Raw genomic sequence first — 17,948 nt, forward strand, 5'->3', positions numbered from 1 at the left:
TGAAACGTTAGTTCTCGGTATCCGAGACGTTGTCACCTTCGCGGACACGATTCGGACGGTTGGCGTCCTTGGCTGCACGGCGAAGTTTCTTAGGCGAAATACCACGTTCTCCGAGTGCGGATTCGGTCCACTGCTCGGCGTCGTGTTCGCGGGTCCACGCGTTCAGATCCTCGGCAGAGTAGCCGTGCTCTTTCATCCGCTTGGCTTTCGGGATGCCCTCCTGGGCGTCGGCCAATCGGCGGGTGGTGATCAGGAACGCCGTGTGCGCCACCATACGGTGATCCGGGCGAACCGCTAAGCCGTCAACATGCCAACCGCGCACCATGGTTTCAAAGCAATCGGGCTCGGTAAACTGGCCCGAGGCGCGAATTGCTTCCACCACGCGGGACATTTGGGTCACCGTGGCGACGTAGTTCGTCCACACTCCGCCAGGTGCCAACACCGTAGCTACCGCGTCTAGGCATTCCCACGGAGAGAGCATATCGAGCACTACGCGGTCTACGCTGCCGGGCTCCTCAATTTCCAGTACCTTCTCTTGGAAGTCACCAATTGAAAGGTTCCAGGCAGGGTGCTCGCCACCAAATACGGTAGCGATATTGCCACGGGCAATATCTGCGAACTCTTCACGACGCTCATAGGAGTGCAGGTATCCCTGGTCGCCTACCGCACGCAGCAGTGAAATCGACAGCGCTCCGGACCCCACACCGGCCTCAACTACTCGTGCGCCGGGGAAAATATCGCCAAACTGAATAATTTGGGCGGCATCCTTGGGGTATACCACTGCAGCACCTCGAGGCATGGACAGAACAAAGTCCTTCGCCAGCGGACGCAGCATCTGATAGCGCACGCCTTCAACGTTTTCCACTACCGAACCTTCGGAGGTACCGATGATCAGATCATGGCTCAGCACGCCCTGATGCGTGTGGAACTCTCCGCCGGCTTCAAGGGTGATGGTGTTGATGCGACGCTTTTCGTCGGTCAGCTGGACACGGTCGCCGACGCGGAACGGGCCACGACGGGCATTCGCGCCATGCGGCGCTGCGGTGTTCTGAGCACTCACTGAGTTTTCCTTTGTTGTAGAACTTTTTAGGCTTTGCGGCCGGTGACGGCCGAAATAATCTTGCGTTGGTGCAATAACCCGACCACGGCACCCCGGGCATCAATGACCGCGTACTCTGCGCTAGCCACACTGGCCAGGTAATCGATCAGTTGCCTTCCATCGGCGTCAGCAGCGACCACGGCTCCGCGACCCAAAGCCCGCGAAACGGCCAAGGCGGACACCTCGGCAGCCGCCTCAGGAGCTACCCGGCTCAGCGCTTGTTCGTCCACCACTCCGCACGGCATGCCTTGCGGGTCAATCAAAATGATCGATCCCCCACGGTTACGTTTGCGGGTGTGCACGTCAGCTACTGTGGCCACGGACATCATTGCGCTGGCCGGTGACATCAGATCCCCGGCAATGACCTTGGGCAGGTTCAGCATCATTTTTGCGTGATTGATCAACTGCGTTGTGGCCTGCCACATGAAGACTGCCACCATCACGCCAACCACCATGGTGATCAGCTGCGGCTGTTGGCCCTTGAAATATGGAAGCACCGCAAACCAGAAGACCACACCGATGACGATAATGCGGCCCACCCAGGAAGCGGCGATGGTGCCTTTAAACTGTGATCCGGTGAGTTTCCACACCGCAGATTCAACGAGGCGCCCGCCGTCTAGCGGAAGCCCTGGCAGTGCATTAAACGCACCAAGTAGCAGGTTCGCGTAGACGAAGAAATTCAGCAGCAGTCCCGGGTACAACCCGAGGCTTGGAATTTGCATGGCCAGCCAGGCTAGGCCGGCGAGGACAAAGTTCGATAACGGACCGGCCATCGCCACAGCCAAAGAGGCTCCAGGCTTAGCTTTGAAGGAACCGAACTGTGTGTGTCCGCCCATCAGGGTGAGCACAATGTGGGCATCTGGCCATTTGAAGGCACGCGCGGTGAGCGCGTGCGCTACCTCGTGTACCAGCACGGCTAGGGCAATCACTACGGCGCAGGCAAACCCCAAGAGGTACGCGACAACCGGTGGGATCAACGCGTTATTTGATAATTGCATGCCAATGGCCACGGTGATGACCGCGGTAATAATGAACCACGAGCTAGACAGGTACACCGGTACTCCGCCGATGCGCCCCAGCTTCAGTCCTGGGGCCTTTTCAGTTACTTCGCTCACGCGTTAACCTGCACCAACCAATCGGTCATGGTTTCTACTTCCACATCAACTAGCGACGTGATCCGGCGCCAGTTCCCCACTCCGGGGTCGGTGGCGTTAGGAACTAATACCGCGTGTAGCTCGGCGGCCGAGGCGGAATGAATCCCGGGTTTTGAATCCTCGAAGCCAATGCAGCGGGCGGCTTCAAAATCTCGACCCAACTTTTCACTCAATAAGGTGAGTCCGCGTCGGTAGGGTTCGGGGTCTGGTTTGCCGTGGGTGACTTCCTCACCGGTAACGCTGACGGTGAAGATACCTTCGGGCAGTGCTTCCATTAGCTTGTCCACGATGCTGCGTTCACTCATCGTGACCAACGCTTGAGGAATACCCGCGGCGTGGACGGCAGTGAGTAGTTCTAAAGCCCCGGGGCGCCACGGTACTTCCTGGCTCAACCCGGCAATGACCTTGTCTGATAAGTGGTCAATGATTTCGCGGATACTGAGATCAACTCCGGCTTCCTGAAGGATCTTGGCACCATTAGGCAACGCTTGTCCGACGAGGTTAAATGCTTGTTCCTCACTCCAGCTACCACCATGGGATTTGACGAGTTCCATCTCGGCATTGATCCAATAGGGTTCGGTGTCGATGAGGGTCCCATCCATATCCCACAGCACCGCTTGCGGGCCGTGGGATGAAACTTTTGTATCGAACGCTGATCTGGTGCTTGGCATGACTCCATTCTAGATGGAAGAGTGGGGCTAAACCGCTTCGGTGGATACCTTGGGTCGGTGAAGTGGCAGGAAAGAGGTTTGTGATGAGCGAGGAATACCAAGCACCAACGCTGAATGGCTTCGTTGGGCAAACCGAACATGAGATGCGTCCCACCATCTTAATTTCGGCGTTTGAGGGCTGGAATGATGCTGGCTCGGCCGCTAGTGATGCGGTTCGACGCATTTTGAGTAGCTCCTCGCCCGAACATGTAGCCACCGTGGGCTCGGATGATTACTACGACTACCAGTTCACTCGCCCGCATTCTCGGCTCACCGATACCGGACGTGTGATCGACTGGCCGGTCACCAATGTTTATCGCATCAACCTCGAACAAGCCCCAGCAGATCTGCTCATTGTTGTGGGCGTGGAGCCCACGTTTAAGTGGCAATCCTTTTGTGCGCAGGTCGTACGGTCGGCGCAAACCCACAATGTTCACGTGGTACTTTCCGTCGGTGCCCTGTTGGCTGATGTGCCGCACACCAGGCCGGTGCCTACGGTGCTGAACAGCGATCATCCTAAGCTGCAGGAGTTCTTTAATATCTCCGCGTCGCGCTATGAGGGTCCGACAGGGATTCCTTCAGTACTCAGCGCGGAATTCGACAAGCATGGGATTCCTACTATGTCGCTCTGGGCTCAGTTATCCCATTATGTAGCCCAAGCGCCAAGCCCGCGGGTGGAATTAGCCCTAGTTGAAATGCTCGAGGAGCTGGTTCCGATGACTGTGGCCTCAGAAAAGTTGCGTGAAGACGCGATCGCCTGGAAACGCGGGGTCGATGAGCTATTGGCAGCGGATTCGGATGTCTCAAAATATGTGGAGCAACTTGAACGAGCCTCGGATGCCAGCGAATTACCTGAGGCCAGTGGCGAGTCTATTGCCCGCGAATTTGAACGATACCTGCGAAGACGCGGCCGCTCACGAGGAGATGGTCAAGGCCCGGACTTTGAGATCTGAGCCGAGGGTACAAAAAATCCTCATGCGAAGAAATTCGCATGAGGATTTTTTCTTGCTTAGAGCTTCAGGCCCAAAAGAGCATCAAAGCCGCGGGTTAGCAGTTCGCTACCTTCACCGCTGCCTTCAGCCTCGGTGGCCGCCCACTGGTCGATGGCTTCCAGCGCTGCTGGAGCGTTCAGATCATCGGCCATGCGTGAGCGAATGCGGGTGAGCAGTGCAGTGGCTTCTGCCAGGCCGCTAGCGGTGATCCGTTCCCTCCAGGTGGCTACGCGCTGCTGTGCAAGCTGCAATAGGTCATCTGTCCAAGACCAGTTGGTTCGGTAGTGCTGGGAGAGCAACACCGCACGAATCGCTACGGGCTCCACCCCGGCCTCACGGAGTTTGGAGACCAACACCAGGTTACCTAGGGACTTGCTCATCTTCTCGCCGTCCAAGCCAACCATGCCGGTGTGCACGTAGCTCTGCGCCAATTCGATCTGATCATCGGCAGCAGCGTGTGCGGCAGAAAATTCGTGGTGCGGGAAGATCAGGTCTGAGCCGCCACCCTGAACGGTAAACGGCGCAGGCAGAGTCTTTCGGGCAATCACCGAACATTCGATGTGCCAGCCCGGACGACCGGTGCCCAGTTCGCCACCTTCCCACGAAGGTTCACCTTCACGGGCCATCCGCCAGAGCAGTGGATCGAGTTCATCACGCTTACCAACTCGCTGTGGGTCTCCGCCACGTTCGGCGAAGAAGCCGAGCATCGTTTCACGGTCGTAGTTTGATACCTGACCGAGCTTCCATGCATCATTCTGCGAGGCCATGGTGTCAAAGTACACGTCACCATCTACCCCGTCTTCACCGGCAGGGACTCGGTAAGCCAAGTCTGCGGCCAGCAGTCGTTCGACGACCGGTACCAGCCAACTGACGGACTCTACGGCACCGATGTAGTTGTGTGGGGCGATGACGTTCAACGCTTCCATGTCGGTGCGGAACAGCTGAATCTGGCTCTCGGCCAGATCTCGCCAGTCAACACCCGTCGCGGTGGCGCGCTCGAGCAACGGATCATCCACGTCGGTGATGTTCTGTGTGTAGCTCACCTTACGGCCGTTATCCAACCAGGTGCGGTGCAAGAGGTCAAAGGTGACATAGGTAGCCGCATGACCCATATGTGTGGCGTCGTATGGGGTGATGCCACAGACATACATGCTGGCTGGACTGTTGGCTTTATCGGCCGGCGCGGTGGCCCGCTTGGTTCCGCTGGAGGTATCAAAAATCTCCAAAATGGGTGCGGATCCGACAACATGCGGTACTTCCGGGGACTTCCACGCGAGCACTGAGTACATCCTTTCGCAGATGTATAGACGATCTTCTCTTAAGAGCAAGTCAACGGGAACTTAGTTTATTCCCGTTGACTCTCTTGTCGTATTAGGCGTTGATCACACCGAGGCCAAGAAACACGAACAGTCCTAGGCCCAAGAGCAAGCGGTACCAAACGAAGAATCGGTAGGAGTGGGTGGAAACAAACTTCAGGAACCAGCCCACGATAAAGAATCCGACGACGAAGGCCACCAAGGTGGCCACACCGGTTTGCGCCAACGTGTATACGCCAGGTTCGGCAAATGACTTGTAAAGCTTGTACAGTCCCGAGGCGTAAACCGCTGGAATGGCGAGCAAGAATGAGTATCGTGCCGCGGCTTCACGGGTGTAGCCCATCAGCAGGCCGGCGGTGATGGTGCCACCTGAGCGTGAGACACCGGGAATCAAAGCCATCGCCTGAGCCAAACCGTAAAAGATACCGTGTTTGACCGTTAGCGTTTGCAAGGTGCGTTCTTGTTTGCCGTAGTGGTCAGCGATCGCAAGGAAGACGCCAAAGACCACTAGTGTGGTGGCCACTATCCATAGCGAACGGAAGTTCGTATCGATGTAGCTTTCCAGCAATAAGCCTAAGAAAGCGATGGGGATCGAGCCGACAATAATCAGCCAACCCATTTTCGCGTCCGGATCCGAATGCGGAATCTTGCCGGTGATCGCCTTAAACCAGGCTCCGATTATTCGTACAATATCGCGCCAGAAAAACACGATGACCGCAGTTTCAGTACCCAATTGGGTAATGGCGGTGAAAGCCGCACCGGGATCTTGCGCATTGGGCAGAAGTTCGCCCACAATGCGTAAGTGTGCCGATGAGGAGACGGGCAAGAACTCTGTCAGGCCCTGTATTAATCCGAGAAAAGCTGCTTCAAACCAATTCACCCCTTGACACTACGTCACGTGGACGGCCGACACGGTGATTAACGGACGTTTGAAAGAAAAATCAATCCGTGGCCGTACTCACTCGTCATCGTCGTCATCCGTGGGTATGGTGAACGGAAGTAGTTCGGAAAATTGGTCGTAGAGGGCATCCTCATAAGTCTGGAACGCGTCGGCTAACGATCCAAAAGCCGCGTCAACGGCTGCGTCGGCCGATCCCCGGCTCTGGGAAACCACCGTCAGGTGCTGCTCAAGTCGTGAGATCAGCTGTTGTAGCGCGTAGCTCGGTTCGATGCTCATGAGACACACGCTACAACCGAATGCCATCTTTCGATAGAGGTGAAATGCTTCAGGAACTTATCAAGGCCCCGCTGCACTTGAATAATGATGACCGGTACGAATATTTGGTGATCACTTCTTTCCCTACGGAATCCAAACACGTCGCCCGAGCAGCCTTGCGAGAACACTCTGACAACGGAAAGTGGGAGCATATTCGCACCCTGCGCTACGAGGGTGGAGCCAGCAAATATTGGATGCGACGCAAGGTGATCCGAGTGGTCAGCACCCTTGGGCGCTCAGGACTCTAGCGGGCCCACCAGCCAATTAGCCACGGTGTTTTCCGCCGAGGCGGCATTTGATGGGTGATACCAGCTGGCCTGTACATCTCGGTAGAGACGTTCAAATTCGCTGCCGCGGAAGTATCCGCCGCCACCTAATAGTTGGCCGGCGGTTTCCATATTCTCTCGCGCGGTTTGTCCGGCCAGAGTTCGTAAGGTGACTAGCCGCGGGAACCAGCTCACGCCATGATCAACCCGGGATTCCAAATCGCTGGCTACCGCGTGTTGCAGCGCATCAAGGGTCAGCATCCGCATCCCTGATTGGGCTAAGAGACCACGAGCGCGAACATCTTGCGTGTAACTACTACCGTCGTGGTGGGTGCGTTTGGTCAACGCGTTTTGGCTTAGCTGTACCGCACGTTCAGCCATCCCGACATACACACTGGCCGTGAGCGTGAGGAACGAGGCGAAAATTCCGAAGATTAGCGGGTCAGCATTTGGTCCCGCCGGTAATCGGGAATGCACCCACTGAGCTGGTGCTACGGCACCCTCCAATTTGGTGGTGTGCGATTGACTCGCCCGCATTCCTAAGGTGTTCCAGTCCCCCAGCGAGCGAACCTTTTCTCCGCGGGCTACAAAGCCATGAACTAATTCCCCGGTCTGCTCATCCTTGCCAAAGATTCCCAGCCGGGTAAAGGCCGGAGACAGTGAGGTGAAGATCTTTGCGCCGGTAAAGGCCACCGAACCATCGCTCGCGGTGTGCGCCACGGTATTTGAATCAAAAAGCACCGAATCGTTGCCGGGTTCCGAAATGCCGAAGGCCATTACTTCTCCTTCTGCGATCCAGTCCGTGACCATGTTTAGCCGTGCATCTCCGCGGGCGGCAAGCAAGTATGCGACACCGGCCCACACGTGGTGCATGTTGATTGCTAGTGCGGTACCCGGAGCCGCTGTGGCAAGCCGCCGCTGAGCCAACACCACTTGGTCAAAGCTCCATCCCAGCCCGCCGGCAGACTCAGGCACCAGGGCCTTCAAGTACCCTAGCGACACCAGCTCATCAAAGTCTTCGGTGGCGAAACTGTTTTCCGCATCGTATTTCGCGGCACGTTCGCGCATCCGCGCGAGTAGCTCGTCGCTGAGAAGAGTTTCTATAGTCATGCAGGATGCCCCTAATAGTTGCGTAGTAGTCGGTCAAGTACACGGGTTCCGAACTTCAGTGCCGAGATCGGAACCCGCTCATCCACCCCATGGAACATACCGGTAAAGTCGAGGTCTTTGGGTAGCTGCAGCGGAGCAAATCCGTACCCGGTGATATCAAGCTTTGCCAACGCTTTGTTGTCGGTGCCACCGGAGAGCATATAGGGCAGTACTACTGCCTGCGGATCTTCGGCTTTTAATGCCGCAATCATCGATTCGACTAGTTCGCCGCTAAACGGAACCTCGAGCGAGGGCTGGTCTTGCACCAGGCTGAGCTCAACATGCTCGCCAGCCAGTTCCCGCAATGTCGCCAGTGTCGATTCATGTTCCATGGGCAAGGTGCGGCAATCGATCAGCGCCTCAGCGTAACCAGGCAGCACATTGTGCTTATACCCGGCTTTGAGCACCGAAGGATTTGACGTGTTCTGCAAGGTGGCGCCAACAAAGCGGCTGGTGCTCCCTAACGCTTCCAGTAGCCCCTCGGGATGATCTTCGTTGAACTCGATCCCGGAGATTTCAGAGAGTTCTTCGAATAGCGCCCTGGTGGTTTTTGTGTAGGACAGCGGCCACTGATACTCGCCAATACGCGCAACTGCCGAGGCCAAGCGAGTGACCGCGTTATCTTTATTTAGCTGTGAACCATGACCAGCCACGCCATGAGCTGCAAGTTTGATCCAAGCGATCCCCTTCTCAGCGGTCTGCACCAGATACGCGCGTTGCCCGGCGATTTCGGTAGAAAAACCACCCACTTCGCTGATCGCTTCGCCTGCTCCGGCAAAGAGCTCTGGATGCTGTTCAACCATCCATAAGGAGCCATAATCACTACCGGCTTCTTCATCCGCGAAGAACGCGATGATGAGATCTCTACGTGGGCTGATTTGCTCGCGTTTCAGGTGCCGAATAACGGCGATAATCATTGCGTCCATGTCTTTCATATCCACGGCGCCACGGCCCCAAATCATGTCATCAATGATTCGCGCGCCAAAGGGGTCTACTGACCAGTCCTCGGCGATGGCCGGAACGACGTCCAGATGCCCGTGGACAACTAGTGCGGGCAGGCTCGGATCGCTACCGGGGATACGGGTGATCAGGTTTGCGCGTCCCGGTGCAGACTCATAGATTGTTGACGCAATACCAACTTCGCTGAGCAATTGGGCAATGTAGTCCGCCGCTTCGCGTTCTCCTCGGCTATTGTTATCGCCGAAATTTGTGGTGTCTATGGAGATCAGCTTCTGGCAGATCTCCACCACTTCTGTTTGCATCAATTCATAAGAGTGCGTACTCGACATTATTCAAACCTCTATTCAATCCAGGAATGGTTGCCGTTATCCATGGAGCCTGCGATACGTTTCTAGCGCCGCCGGGTGCAATGTCTGACCGCCAGTTGAGATCAGTGTATCGGGGGTCAAATATTGTATTCCGGCGCTGTTACGTGGGATGAGTTCGGGAGCATGATTAACCAGCAGCTCAACAACCGCGGAGGCCACCCGATCTGGCAAGGACACGTTGGCCATCAATAGGTTAGCAACACCCACGGTATCGACCTGGTCGATCCCTCGGTACGTACCTTGCGGGATAATCACATGCTCGTAGAGTCGCGGGTATTGTTCCCGCAAGCTTGGGAGCACCGAAGACATATCGATCAAGCGCAAAGGAACGCTTTCTCCCAATTCGGTAATCGAACTGACCGGGATTCCGCCAAACAGAAAAAGCGCCTCGATCTCGCCTTCGGATAAGGCTTTGAGGCCACCCACATAGCCCAACTGCCGTTCTCGTGGACTTCGCTGAGTGCTATCAAGCCCAGCAGCTTTCAAAATCCGCTGTCCGGTAACCCAGGTGCCCGAACCGGGAGCTCCGGTACCCAATTGGCGCCCACTGAGATCAGCTAATGTCTTGATGCTGCTGTTTTCAGGGACCAGACAATGGTAATAATTTTGATATACCCGCCCTAGTGCTGCCAAAGACTTGTCGCGTGGTTTCAATTGCGCCACCGTATCAGCCAAGGCCAGCGAAAGACCGGCACGGCCGCTCTTTATCAATCGAAGATTCTCTACGCTGGCCTCGGTAACCAACGCTTCGGAGCTTTCAGCAATGTTGTATTTAACCAGCGCTTCGCACAACAGGTTTGCGAACTCAAAATACATGCCGCCGCTTTCGCCGCCGGCAACATCCAACCGCCCGATAAGTGGCCCGGTCGAGCAGGCAGTCATTCCGGTTGCCAGCATTGACAGTCCGCCCCACCGAAGTAGTTGCCTGCGTCCTATCTTTCGCGGCGCAAGGTCCAAAGCTTTAGACACCGTGAACCCCTTCCCTCGGTGCAGCGCCGCGTAGAAGCGACAAGCTCATTTGCAGTCCACCGCCAGGGGCCGATTCAACACTGAGTTTGCCTCCATTAGCCTGAGCAAGACGATCCACAATTGCCATGCCCAACCCGGTTCCAGGACTTTGGCTGGCGGGATCCGCACGCCAAAAACGTTCAGTCACCGAGGCTAGATCTTGCTTGTGTAACCCTGGTCCGTGATCCCTGATAATGATCTCCACATTTTTCTCCGTGGCGATTATGCTCGTCTCTATCGGCGCCCCCGGCGCATATTTCAGACAGTTTTCATATAGCTCGGCGATTATTTGTTGCAACTCAAATTCATTGCAGTCAACCCATACTTCGCTTTGATGTTGCGCGCTAAGCAACAATTCGGTACCAGATTTCCGGGCACTCTCTGTTCGCCGTTCTATTTCTTCGACGAGCAGTTCTCGAACTGGAACCGCGGTGGAGTCGGCGAGGCTTGTGGCTAGGGTACTTCCAGCGGCCAGTTCCGAGAGACGGTGGTCGGCGCTGGCTAGACGCAAAACAGCTTCCAACAGTGTCTCAACTCTGTGAAGTTCCTTCTCGACCGCTTGCACTCCTTGCGGGTCAACGTTTTCGCCTAAACGCATTTTTAGTAGATCGACGCGAAGCCGCAAGGCCGCAACCGGGTTGCGTAATTGATGTGAGGTTTCGGCGATCAGTTCGCGCTGCTGTGTCAGGCTGGCGGTCATCACCTGCGCCATAGTGCTAAAAGAACGCGCCAACTCGCGCAGTTCCGGTGGACCGGCAACTTCTAGAGGTGCGGCCGTTTTTGTCGCGGCCAGTGCCTTGGTCGCTTCGTTGAGTCGGTGAATAGGGCGTAGTACCCACGTAGTTACGCGGTCTGCCAGCAGTAGTAGTGCGGCCCCCGCGGTCAAACTAACTAACACCACCAAGACCCAGCGTTGCAACACCAGTTGCCGCGCGGAATCGAGATTCACCTGCATTATTACCGAACCCAAAACCTGAGTGGAATTTCCAAAGGGGCGTGCAATCAGCGCCTGATCGGTGGATAAGGGATTGACCGCAGGAATATCAGTGTGTTCCAGATTCAGTTCGGTATTCGCGAGCGCTTGAACCACTTGTGGGTCGCGCGGATCAATATTCCCGGAGGTGAAGATCTGATCATCCATCCTCACCAGAAGTCCCTCATGGTAAATCCGCGAGTAGGTGTCCATTTCCTGCTGGAGTTTGCCGTGGTCTGCTTCTGTGGAAGCAGCTAGTTGAATAAAACGATTCAACGAAGCGGCACGGGACAAGCGCAATTGCTGGGTAGCGTCAACACTCGCATTTTGCATGAGAACCGCAGAAACGATCATCACTAATAAGGCCAACAACGAACCTAGGATCAGAATGACGCGGCGTCTCACGAGGACTCGATGCGGTAGCCGACTCCGCGCACGTTGATGATCATGCCGGGGCTGTCTAGTTTCGCGCGGAGTCCGGTCAGGTGCACATCCAAAGAGCGCGATACCGCCAGGAACGCGTCGCCCCACAGCGCGTCAAGTAGTTGTTCGCGGGTGACTACCGAGCCAGCATGTTGGGCAAGCAAGGTGAGCAAATCGAATTCCTTGGCCGTGAGATTCAGCAACCGCTGCCCCATATGGGCGGTTCGCTTATCGAGGTCGATACGAAGCTCACCAATCTGAAGTTCACTGCTGCTTCGAGAACCTAGCTGCGTGCGTCTGGCCACGGCTTCAATGCGCGCCAAAAGTACCGTCAGGCCAATGGGTTTAACCAGATAGTCATCTGCGCCTTGCCGAAGTCCGCGCACCACGCTGCGTTCATCATCACGGGCACTGAGAATCACTACCGGAACACTAGTGATCAGCCGCAACTTGCGCAGTACCTCCAGCCCGTCCATGTCCGGCAGACCCAAATCGAGCAAGATCATCTGTGCTTCACGGTGGCGTAGTAACGCATCTGCTCCGCGAGTGACACAGATTGCTGTATGCCCGGCAGCTGCAACGGCGTCGGCAAGAGCCGTCGCGACGGCGTCGTCGTCCTCGACGATGAGCAGCTGCAAGGTCACGTCCTTTCAAATTGCGGTGCACCATGCACTGAGAGCACTTTATCAGCTGGGCAAATCGCTTGACCGACCGATCGGTTTCCTAAGACAGTGTTAAGACTTGGCTTACATCTTGGTTATGTCACGAGTCACGCATACATTAGATCTGACTCTCATGTTGGCGTGATTAAGATCAATGTTGCTTTTTGATCACGCGTGCAGATCTTAGACACCGGTACTCGCACCGGACTCGAGCAAGAACTTTTAAGGATTACATTCATGGCCGAACAAAATCAGCCCGGCATGCACGACGCCGCGATACAGGGTGACCGCGACGGTGGCGGTCCACCAAAATGGAAGATTATCGGGCCGGGACTGGTTGTTGCGGCAACCGGTGTAGGCGCTGCCGATATGGTCGCCACCCTCGTGGCGGGCAGTCAGTACGGTTACGCCCTCCTGTGGGCCGTAATTTTGGGTGTCATCCTCAAAATTGTTTTGGTCGAAGGCGCCGGACGCTACACGCTGGCCACCGGAAAGACCATCTTTGAGGGTTGGAAGACCCTTGGTAAGTGGACCACCTGGTACTTCGGTCCGTACATCATCATCTGGGGCTTCGTATACGGTGCCACCGCGATGAGTTCGGCGGCTATGCCGCTGGCAGCACTATTCCCGGCTGTGGATTTGAAGATCTGGGCCATCGTGATGGGCCTAGCCGGCTTTGCCATGGTTTGGTTCGGCAGGTACTCCTTCTTCGAGAAGGTCACCGCGGTACTGGTGGGCATCATGTTCATTACCGTTGTTGGTCTGGCAATTATTGCTGTTCCGAACTTCCCGGAGATGATCAAGGGACTCGTTCCGATGATTCCTTCCGGCGGCGTGGTCTACACGCTGGCGCTGGCCGGCGGTGTCGGTGGCACTATTACCCTGGCTGCTTACGGTTACTGGCTGCGTGAAAAGGGCTGGTCCACCCCGAAGTGGATGCGTGTGATGCGTATCGACAACTCGATGGCATACGTCATGACCGGCATCTTCGTGATTGCCATGCTTATTGTGGGCGCCGAAGTAGTTCAGGCTGCTGGCGTTTCCTTGTCCGCTGGTGACCGCGGTCTGCTGGACTTGGGTGATGTGCTCAACGAACGTTACGGCACCTTTGTAGGCACCGGATTCCTTGTGGGCTTCTGGGCTGCTTCCTTCTCCTCGATTATCGGTGTATGGAACGGCGTTTCGCTGATGTTCGCTGACTTCTGGGGCCACATGCGCAAGAAGCCAGCTGGCCACCCAGACACCCTGACCGGTGGCAAGTACTTCAAGTTCTACGTACTCTGGCTGACCTTCCCACCAATGGTTCTGTTCTTGCTGGACAAGCCAATCGCACTGATCTTGGCCTACGGCGTGCTTGGCTCGCTGTTCATGCCGTTCTTGGCGATTACCTTGCTTGGCCTGCTTAACGGCAAGCGCATTCCTAAGGGCTGGGCCAACCGCTGGCACACCAACACGGCTCTTGCTATTACCGCGATACTGTTCATTGCGCTGGGTATTCAGCAATTGATCAAGAACCTCGCACCGCTCTTCGGCGGTTAGCGAGTTGCGTCTAAAGAGGCCTTCACCCCGAGCAATACGGGATGAAGGCCTCTTTTTGTTCGTCAGTATGGTCGCAACGACTACGCTGAAGGCAATGACTACCGAAGATAAGAATTTGAGTTCCCTGCAGGGAGATACGACGCCTTTCACCGACCGCATTGGCATCCTAGGCGCAGGGCGAGCTGGCACCGCTTTGGCGCGTGCAGCGGCGACTGTCGGGGTTCCGGTGAACATCGCCTCTTCGCGATCACCGAGCCAGATGAAATATCACCTGGCTCAATATGCCCCACAGGCTACCGCCGTAGCAGCCAAAGACATTGGCACCGACGTTTCCTTAGTCGTGCTCATGGTGCCGCAAGACGATCTCGATGATGTGGACCCTGAATCTTTGGCTGGACTGACACTCATCGATGCAACTAACCGTTGGGACGATATGCCCCTGCCCATCTGGCTGGAAGACGGACAATCCGCTGGGCTTTCTAGCTCCGAAGTTATTGCGGAACATTTCCATAGTTCACGACTCGTCAAGGCGTTGAACCACATCAGTCATTGGGACCTAGATTCGGACAGCTCCACGCGTCAGGCTCAGCAACGTGCTTTAGCCGTCGCATCGGATCATAAGGCTGAGGCGGTTCTTGTAGCTCGGCTAGTGAGTACTTTAGGCTTCACTCCAGTTCTAGTTGGGAAGCTGGCCAAAGGTAGTTTGCTGGAGCCTGAGGGAGAAATTTTCAATCAGGTACTTAGCGTGGCACAGTTGCGCACACTACTGCACGAAAGCTAATACCAAGGCGGATCCTCTTTTGGTCAATACATACAGAAATTACCTGTGACGCTTGACACGGATTATGGCATTTGGCTTCCGAAAGCACTACTCAACTGCGATTTATCCGCAAGATTCCGGGAAAATTGCTACTCCGAGGACCTAAGCTTGCCGAATTGGAGTTCATGAATATCTGATGGTAGAGTTTTACTTCGTTGCCAGCGGTAATAACGCAGACAATGCATAACCTGCGCGGGTGGCGGAATAGGTAGACGCGCTAGCTTGAGGTGCTAGTCCTCGCAAGGGGGTGGGGGTTCAAGTCCCCTTTCGCGCACAGGTAGAAACCCCGGTTGACTTCGGTCAACCGGGGTTTTCTTTTACCCATATTGACCGGAACGCCAAATCCGCTGACATGGGTTGACACCACGACGGCTTGACCAGCCCGGAGGTGGTGCGGACTCTTTGTTGGAGTCTTTCTCTTTTAAGCTACCTGAGCCCGATACTCAGCTCACCGAGCGAAACCTTGACTCGTTCATTGTTGTAAAACTCGGCTTATTCGTTGACCGCTGCCTCCAACTCGGCAGCGTCTGGCCACGAACGGAAGTAGAACATCTCGGTCTTGAGCCTGCCGAAGAATCCTCCAGACGCCGAATTGTCCGGCGAGCACCCTTTCTTGGACATTGATCTAGTCAAATTCTCAGTGCGTGTCATCGTAATCCAGGAGTTGGACCGATAGTGCGTTCCTCGGTCAGAATGTATGACCAGTTCCCGCTCGCGATCTGGTCGCTAAAACGCCAAGGCATCTTTCAACGCGTTCTCGGCAAGATCCATTGTGGGATGCCTTCCCGTCTTCCAACCCACCACCATACCGTCGTAGCAATCAATAATGGCTGAGAGATACAGCTTGCCGTTGTGGGCCGAGAATTCGCTGATGTCGGTCAGCCAAAGTTCTCCCGGATTGGCGGCATGAAAATTGCGTCGGACCAAGTTCTCCGGAGCAGGCGTTGTTTCACCCTCATAGCTGGAATACCGGCGCTTTCTGGCAGCGAAGCGCACCTCGATACATTCTTCATGCATCAAACGCCTCACGACCTTCTCACTAACGGCCAACCCCTCGTGACGCAATGTCCACCAGATGCGCCTATACCCATAAGTGAAGAAGCTACGTTTCGCGTGATAATGGATCCGATCGCGCACGTGTGCGTACGGGTCTGGCCGGCCCATGGCCTTGACTTGGTAATAGAAAATCGAGGTGCTCAACCCGATTGTTTCAAGGAGCATGGGCAGAGGATATGAACTTCGCAGAGCGTCAACTACCAGGGTTTTCTGACGATTGTTCAGATGCCCGGGCAGGATGCTCTCGTCTTTTTTATCAGCGTCAGCTCCTCATCGAGCAGAGCCTTGTCCAGCAGGACTTGTGCTGCCAGTTTTCGCAGCTCTGCTGGGTCCTTGGGCAAGGAAGATTCTAATGAGGACCGGGTTGGGAACCCCGGTCTGTTCTGCGTTCTTTCTTGCTCATCAATCCCCACCGACCTGATTCACGGAAGATTTGCGCCCACGCATACACATTCATATGGCTCTTGAAGTTCAAGCGTTCAGCTATTTCTGGTGGGCGCAGGCCTTCGCTGAGCAATTGGACTGCTTCTAACTTAACAGTCCAAGGTAGCGACGTAAGGTCTTGGACTGTTTCTTGGGTTTACTGCCACTTTTAAGTGGCTCGCGAATTCATTTATGCAAGGTCCAGCGTCCGGGGTAACCGAGGTTTCGGACGGGCTTCGTGATGGACTTAGTCCGCCGGAACTCGGCAACCGCTGCTTTGCGTTCTTCGAGGGTGTATCGACGATTCATGGGATCAAACCTTCCAGGTTTCGGTCTGCACCCCCCCATACTTATGCACCGTCTAATTCAGATCCCCGTTTGATCAAATAATTACGCGTCGAACTTCCCGGATAAGAAATCGGAATCGATGCGCTCAGCTGTTTGCCTAGTTGCCCGAATGCGCCGTGTATCCAAGCACTTTCGTACATCGTCCACCAATCTCGATAAGTTTGCGCGATAGCTGACCTTCGATCAGCTAGGAGTGCTTCGAACTGATCCATCGGAACGCCTAACGGAATCTGGCTTACATTATCTTCAAGCTCCGACCATTGATCTTCCGGCGCCGGATATTTCGATCCTCCAACCACTGCATCCAGATAGTAAAATCGCCCACCTGACCCATAATTTTTCAAGATAGAGAATAAGTCTGGAAGCCATACTTGAGATTCAACTTGCCCGACCCAAACAGCTAGCGCTTGTTCCTTTCCGTGGCTTGGTGGGAAGTTATGAAACGCCGGGCTTTGGGTTCAAGTTCGTCGAGTTTATGACTAAACGCTTTGATCTTTTTCGCTGGCCATTCGCCTGTCTCGTAGTGAGTCCCCAGTCCATACGCGATCTTGATTAGTTTTTCGGCAGCTAATGCCAAACAAGCGAACATGCCGGCGCTATCATAGTGCTGGTCTTTCATTTCTTCGAGCAGCTTGAGCCCCGCTTCTGCCAATTGCACAGCGTTGTTAGCTTCTTGGGTTAGGGCAGGCATGTTGATAGATTGCATCTAATGTGATTCCGAATCGTCTAAATTATCTGATGTTTCGTGTTCACGATAACGGCCATCTGCAATATGGAACCACCGGTCATGCTTTTTACGCACGCGATCTCCAAAGTCGCCCAACGATACTGTGAATTGGTCCATATCGATTTCTCCGCGTGAAAGTTCCGCGACCCAGTTGCAGAATTCAGAATAGCCGGCGTCTAGTACTCGCAGAGCGCCTTCAATTTCGAGGTCTTTGTATGATGCTGCCCTTGCCAGCAGTACAAGGCTGGTTGCGAAACGGTCGATTCTGCGTCGTTCGTGAGTTTTGAATTCCCAAATGAGATTATATTGAACCGTTGCTTTTCTTACGGTCGATGAAACGCGAATAACTTCGTCCTGGGATTCTTTGGTTGCCGTTATTAGGTCAGCGAACGCAGAAACCATTCCCATGGTGGCCGTGTCAACTCTTACCTGATGTGCTTGGTTTTCCTTCTGGGTGACTTCTACGTCGAATCGTCGCAGGGACTCTACCTGGTCATCTTTCAATGCCTTGAATGATTTAGCTGCATATGCGCCCGCGACCACGGCGGCAGCCAGAAGTCCAAGAGTGAAGAAGGCTGTCATCCACGTTGCGAGATCACCCAACACCAAGTAATTGTCTGGTGCTGTTCCTGCACAATAGAGCACACTGTCTTTGACAGAAGTAGCACCGGGAATTTGGCATTCGAATTGTTCAGCAGTGGTCATTCCTACATCTTATGGTTTGATCGACACATGGTCC

20 protein-coding genes, 1 tRNA gene and 1 pseudogene are annotated in these 17,948 nt (G+C 55.0%); 5 read left to right on the forward strand and 17 right to left on the reverse strand.

All coding sequences use genetic code 11. The features are described from left to right. Positions 1-7 precede the first annotated feature (7 nt). The 3 genes from CQ011_RS02210 to CQ011_RS02220 are packed head-to-tail and all read right to left on the reverse strand — an operon-like array spanning position 8 to position 2,924. On the reverse strand, positions 8-1,060 hold the full coding sequence (locus tag CQ011_RS02210; RefSeq protein ID WP_219844170.1) for a tRNA (adenine-N1)-methyltransferase: 1,053 nt from the start codon (positions 1,058-1,060) through the stop codon (positions 8-10). Positions 1,061-1,086: 26 nt separating this feature from the next. Further along, positions 1,087-2,214, reverse strand: coding sequence for a site-2 protease family protein (locus tag CQ011_RS02215; RefSeq protein WP_105674218.1), 1,128 nt, complete (start codon positions 2,212-2,214; stop codon positions 1,087-1,089). After that, positions 2,211-2,924, reverse strand: coding sequence for an HAD family hydrolase (locus tag CQ011_RS02220; protein WP_105674220.1), 714 nt, complete (start codon positions 2,922-2,924; stop codon positions 2,211-2,213). Before CQ011_RS02220 ends, CQ011_RS02215 begins: the two co-directional genes overlap by 4 nt. 83 nt (positions 2,925-3,007) lie before the next feature. Between CQ011_RS02220 and CQ011_RS02225 the strand changes: the two genes are divergently transcribed. Further along, positions 3,008-3,916, forward strand: coding sequence for a proteasome assembly chaperone family protein (locus CQ011_RS02225; RefSeq protein WP_105674222.1), 909 nt, complete (start codon positions 3,008-3,010; stop codon positions 3,914-3,916). A 56-nt stretch (positions 3,917-3,972) separates the two neighbouring features. On the opposite strand, the gene mshC is transcribed toward CQ011_RS02225, so the two are convergent. From mshC to CQ011_RS02240, 3 genes are all read right to left on the reverse strand, one after another. After that, a complete protein-coding gene (mshC, locus tag CQ011_RS02230) occupies positions 3,973-5,235 on the reverse strand; it encodes a cysteine--1-D-myo-inosityl 2-amino-2-deoxy-alpha-D-glucopyranoside ligase (RefSeq protein ID WP_105674224.1) in 1,263 nt (420 codons plus the stop codon). Positions 5,236-5,326: 91 nt separating this feature from the next. After that, positions 5,327-6,151 (reverse strand): undecaprenyl-diphosphate phosphatase, encoded by an 825-nt coding sequence (locus CQ011_RS02235; protein WP_105674226.1) that lies wholly within the window; start codon positions 6,149-6,151, stop codon positions 5,327-5,329. A 78-nt stretch (positions 6,152-6,229) separates the two neighbouring features. After that, positions 6,230-6,448: a hypothetical protein gene (locus tag CQ011_RS02240; RefSeq protein WP_105674228.1), complete on the reverse strand. Its 219-nt coding sequence runs from the start codon at positions 6,446-6,448 to the stop codon at positions 6,230-6,232. A 44-nt stretch (positions 6,449-6,492) separates the two neighbouring features. On the opposite strand from CQ011_RS02240, the gene CQ011_RS02245 reads away from it, so the two are divergent. Further along, on the forward strand, positions 6,493-6,735 hold the full coding sequence (locus CQ011_RS02245) for a DUF5703 family protein (RefSeq protein WP_105674230.1): 243 nt from the start codon (positions 6,493-6,495) through the stop codon (positions 6,733-6,735). Here the strand turns inward: CQ011_RS02245 and CQ011_RS02250 are convergent. From CQ011_RS02250 to CQ011_RS02270, 5 genes are read right to left on the reverse strand one after another with little or no spacing between them, the layout of a single operon-like run. Beyond that, complete coding sequence (locus tag CQ011_RS02250) at positions 6,724-7,863, reverse strand: acyl-CoA dehydrogenase family protein (RefSeq protein ID WP_105674233.1); 1,140 nt, start codon at positions 7,861-7,863, stop codon at positions 6,724-6,726. The two genes, CQ011_RS02245 and CQ011_RS02250, sit on opposite strands and share 12 nt — an antisense overlap. Positions 7,864-7,874: 11 nt before the next feature. Then, on the reverse strand, positions 7,875-9,191 hold the full coding sequence (locus CQ011_RS02255) for a M20/M25/M40 family metallo-hydrolase (RefSeq protein WP_105674235.1): 1,317 nt from the start codon (positions 9,189-9,191) through the stop codon (positions 7,875-7,877). Positions 9,192-9,227: 36 nt separating this feature from the next. Next, complete coding sequence (locus tag CQ011_RS02260; protein ID WP_146112543.1) at positions 9,228-10,199, reverse strand: TAXI family TRAP transporter solute-binding subunit; 972 nt, start codon at positions 10,197-10,199, stop codon at positions 9,228-9,230. After that, positions 10,192-11,616 carry a sensor histidine kinase gene (locus CQ011_RS02265; RefSeq protein ID WP_105674240.1) on the reverse strand — a complete coding sequence of 475 codons (1,425 nt, stop codon included), beginning with the start codon at positions 11,614-11,616 and terminating at the stop codon, positions 10,192-10,194. Before CQ011_RS02265 ends, CQ011_RS02260 begins: the two co-directional genes overlap by 8 nt. Further along, entirely contained in the window at positions 11,613-12,272 is a 660-nt protein-coding gene (locus CQ011_RS02270; RefSeq protein ID WP_105674986.1) for a response regulator transcription factor, read from the reverse strand. The genes CQ011_RS02265 and CQ011_RS02270 overlap by 4 nt, the downstream gene beginning before the upstream one ends. Before the next feature lie 285 nt (positions 12,273-12,557). Between CQ011_RS02270 and CQ011_RS02275 the strand changes: the two genes are divergently transcribed. The 3 genes from CQ011_RS02275 to CQ011_RS02285 all read left to right on the forward strand — a co-directional run bounded on the left by CQ011_RS02275 (position 12,558) and on the right by CQ011_RS02285 (position 14,929). Then, positions 12,558-13,835 (forward strand): Nramp family divalent metal transporter, encoded by a 1,278-nt coding sequence (locus tag CQ011_RS02275; protein ID WP_105674988.1) that lies wholly within the window; start codon positions 12,558-12,560, stop codon positions 13,833-13,835. Positions 13,836-13,929: 94 nt separating this feature from the next. Continuing rightward, complete coding sequence (locus CQ011_RS02280; protein ID WP_105674990.1) at positions 13,930-14,616, forward strand: NADPH-dependent F420 reductase; 687 nt, start codon at positions 13,930-13,932, stop codon at positions 14,614-14,616. 229 nt (positions 14,617-14,845) lie between these two features. After that, positions 14,846-14,929, forward strand: a tRNA-Leu gene (locus CQ011_RS02285). Between the two features lie 218 nt (positions 14,930-15,147). Here the strand turns inward: CQ011_RS02285 and CQ011_RS18000 are convergent. The 6 genes and pseudogenes from CQ011_RS18000 to CQ011_RS02305 all read right to left on the reverse strand — a co-directional run bounded on the left by CQ011_RS18000 (position 15,148) and on the right by CQ011_RS02305 (position 17,914). Further along, the gene (locus CQ011_RS18000; RefSeq protein ID WP_286161051.1) at positions 15,148-15,276 is read right to left on the reverse strand and encodes a hypothetical protein; all 129 of its coding nucleotides are present in this window, start codon (positions 15,274-15,276) and stop codon (positions 15,148-15,150) included. 105 nt (positions 15,277-15,381) lie between these two features. Next, positions 15,382-15,951, reverse strand: coding sequence for an IS3 family transposase (locus tag CQ011_RS02290; protein WP_105674242.1), 570 nt, complete (start codon positions 15,949-15,951; stop codon positions 15,382-15,384). A gap of 109 nt (positions 15,952-16,060) precedes the next feature. Further along, a pseudogene (locus CQ011_RS18120) lies at positions 16,061-16,237 on the reverse strand (terminase gpP N-terminus-related DNA-binding protein); the annotation flags it as partial. 83 nt (positions 16,238-16,320) lie between these two features. After that, positions 16,321-16,443, reverse strand: coding sequence for a hypothetical protein (locus tag CQ011_RS18005; RefSeq protein ID WP_286161052.1), 123 nt, complete (start codon positions 16,441-16,443; stop codon positions 16,321-16,323). Positions 16,444-16,882: 439 nt separating this feature from the next. Beyond that, on the reverse strand, positions 16,883-17,188 hold the full coding sequence (locus tag CQ011_RS02300) for a hypothetical protein (RefSeq protein WP_105674244.1): 306 nt from the start codon (positions 17,186-17,188) through the stop codon (positions 16,883-16,885). After that, complete coding sequence (locus tag CQ011_RS02305; RefSeq protein ID WP_105674247.1) at positions 17,189-17,914, reverse strand: hypothetical protein; 726 nt, start codon at positions 17,912-17,914, stop codon at positions 17,189-17,191. Positions 17,915-17,948 lie beyond the last annotated feature (34 nt).

Source organism: Arthrobacter sp. MYb213 (assembly GCF_002979915.1).
Classification (GTDB): Bacteria; Actinomycetota; Actinomycetes; order Actinomycetales; family Micrococcaceae; genus Glutamicibacter.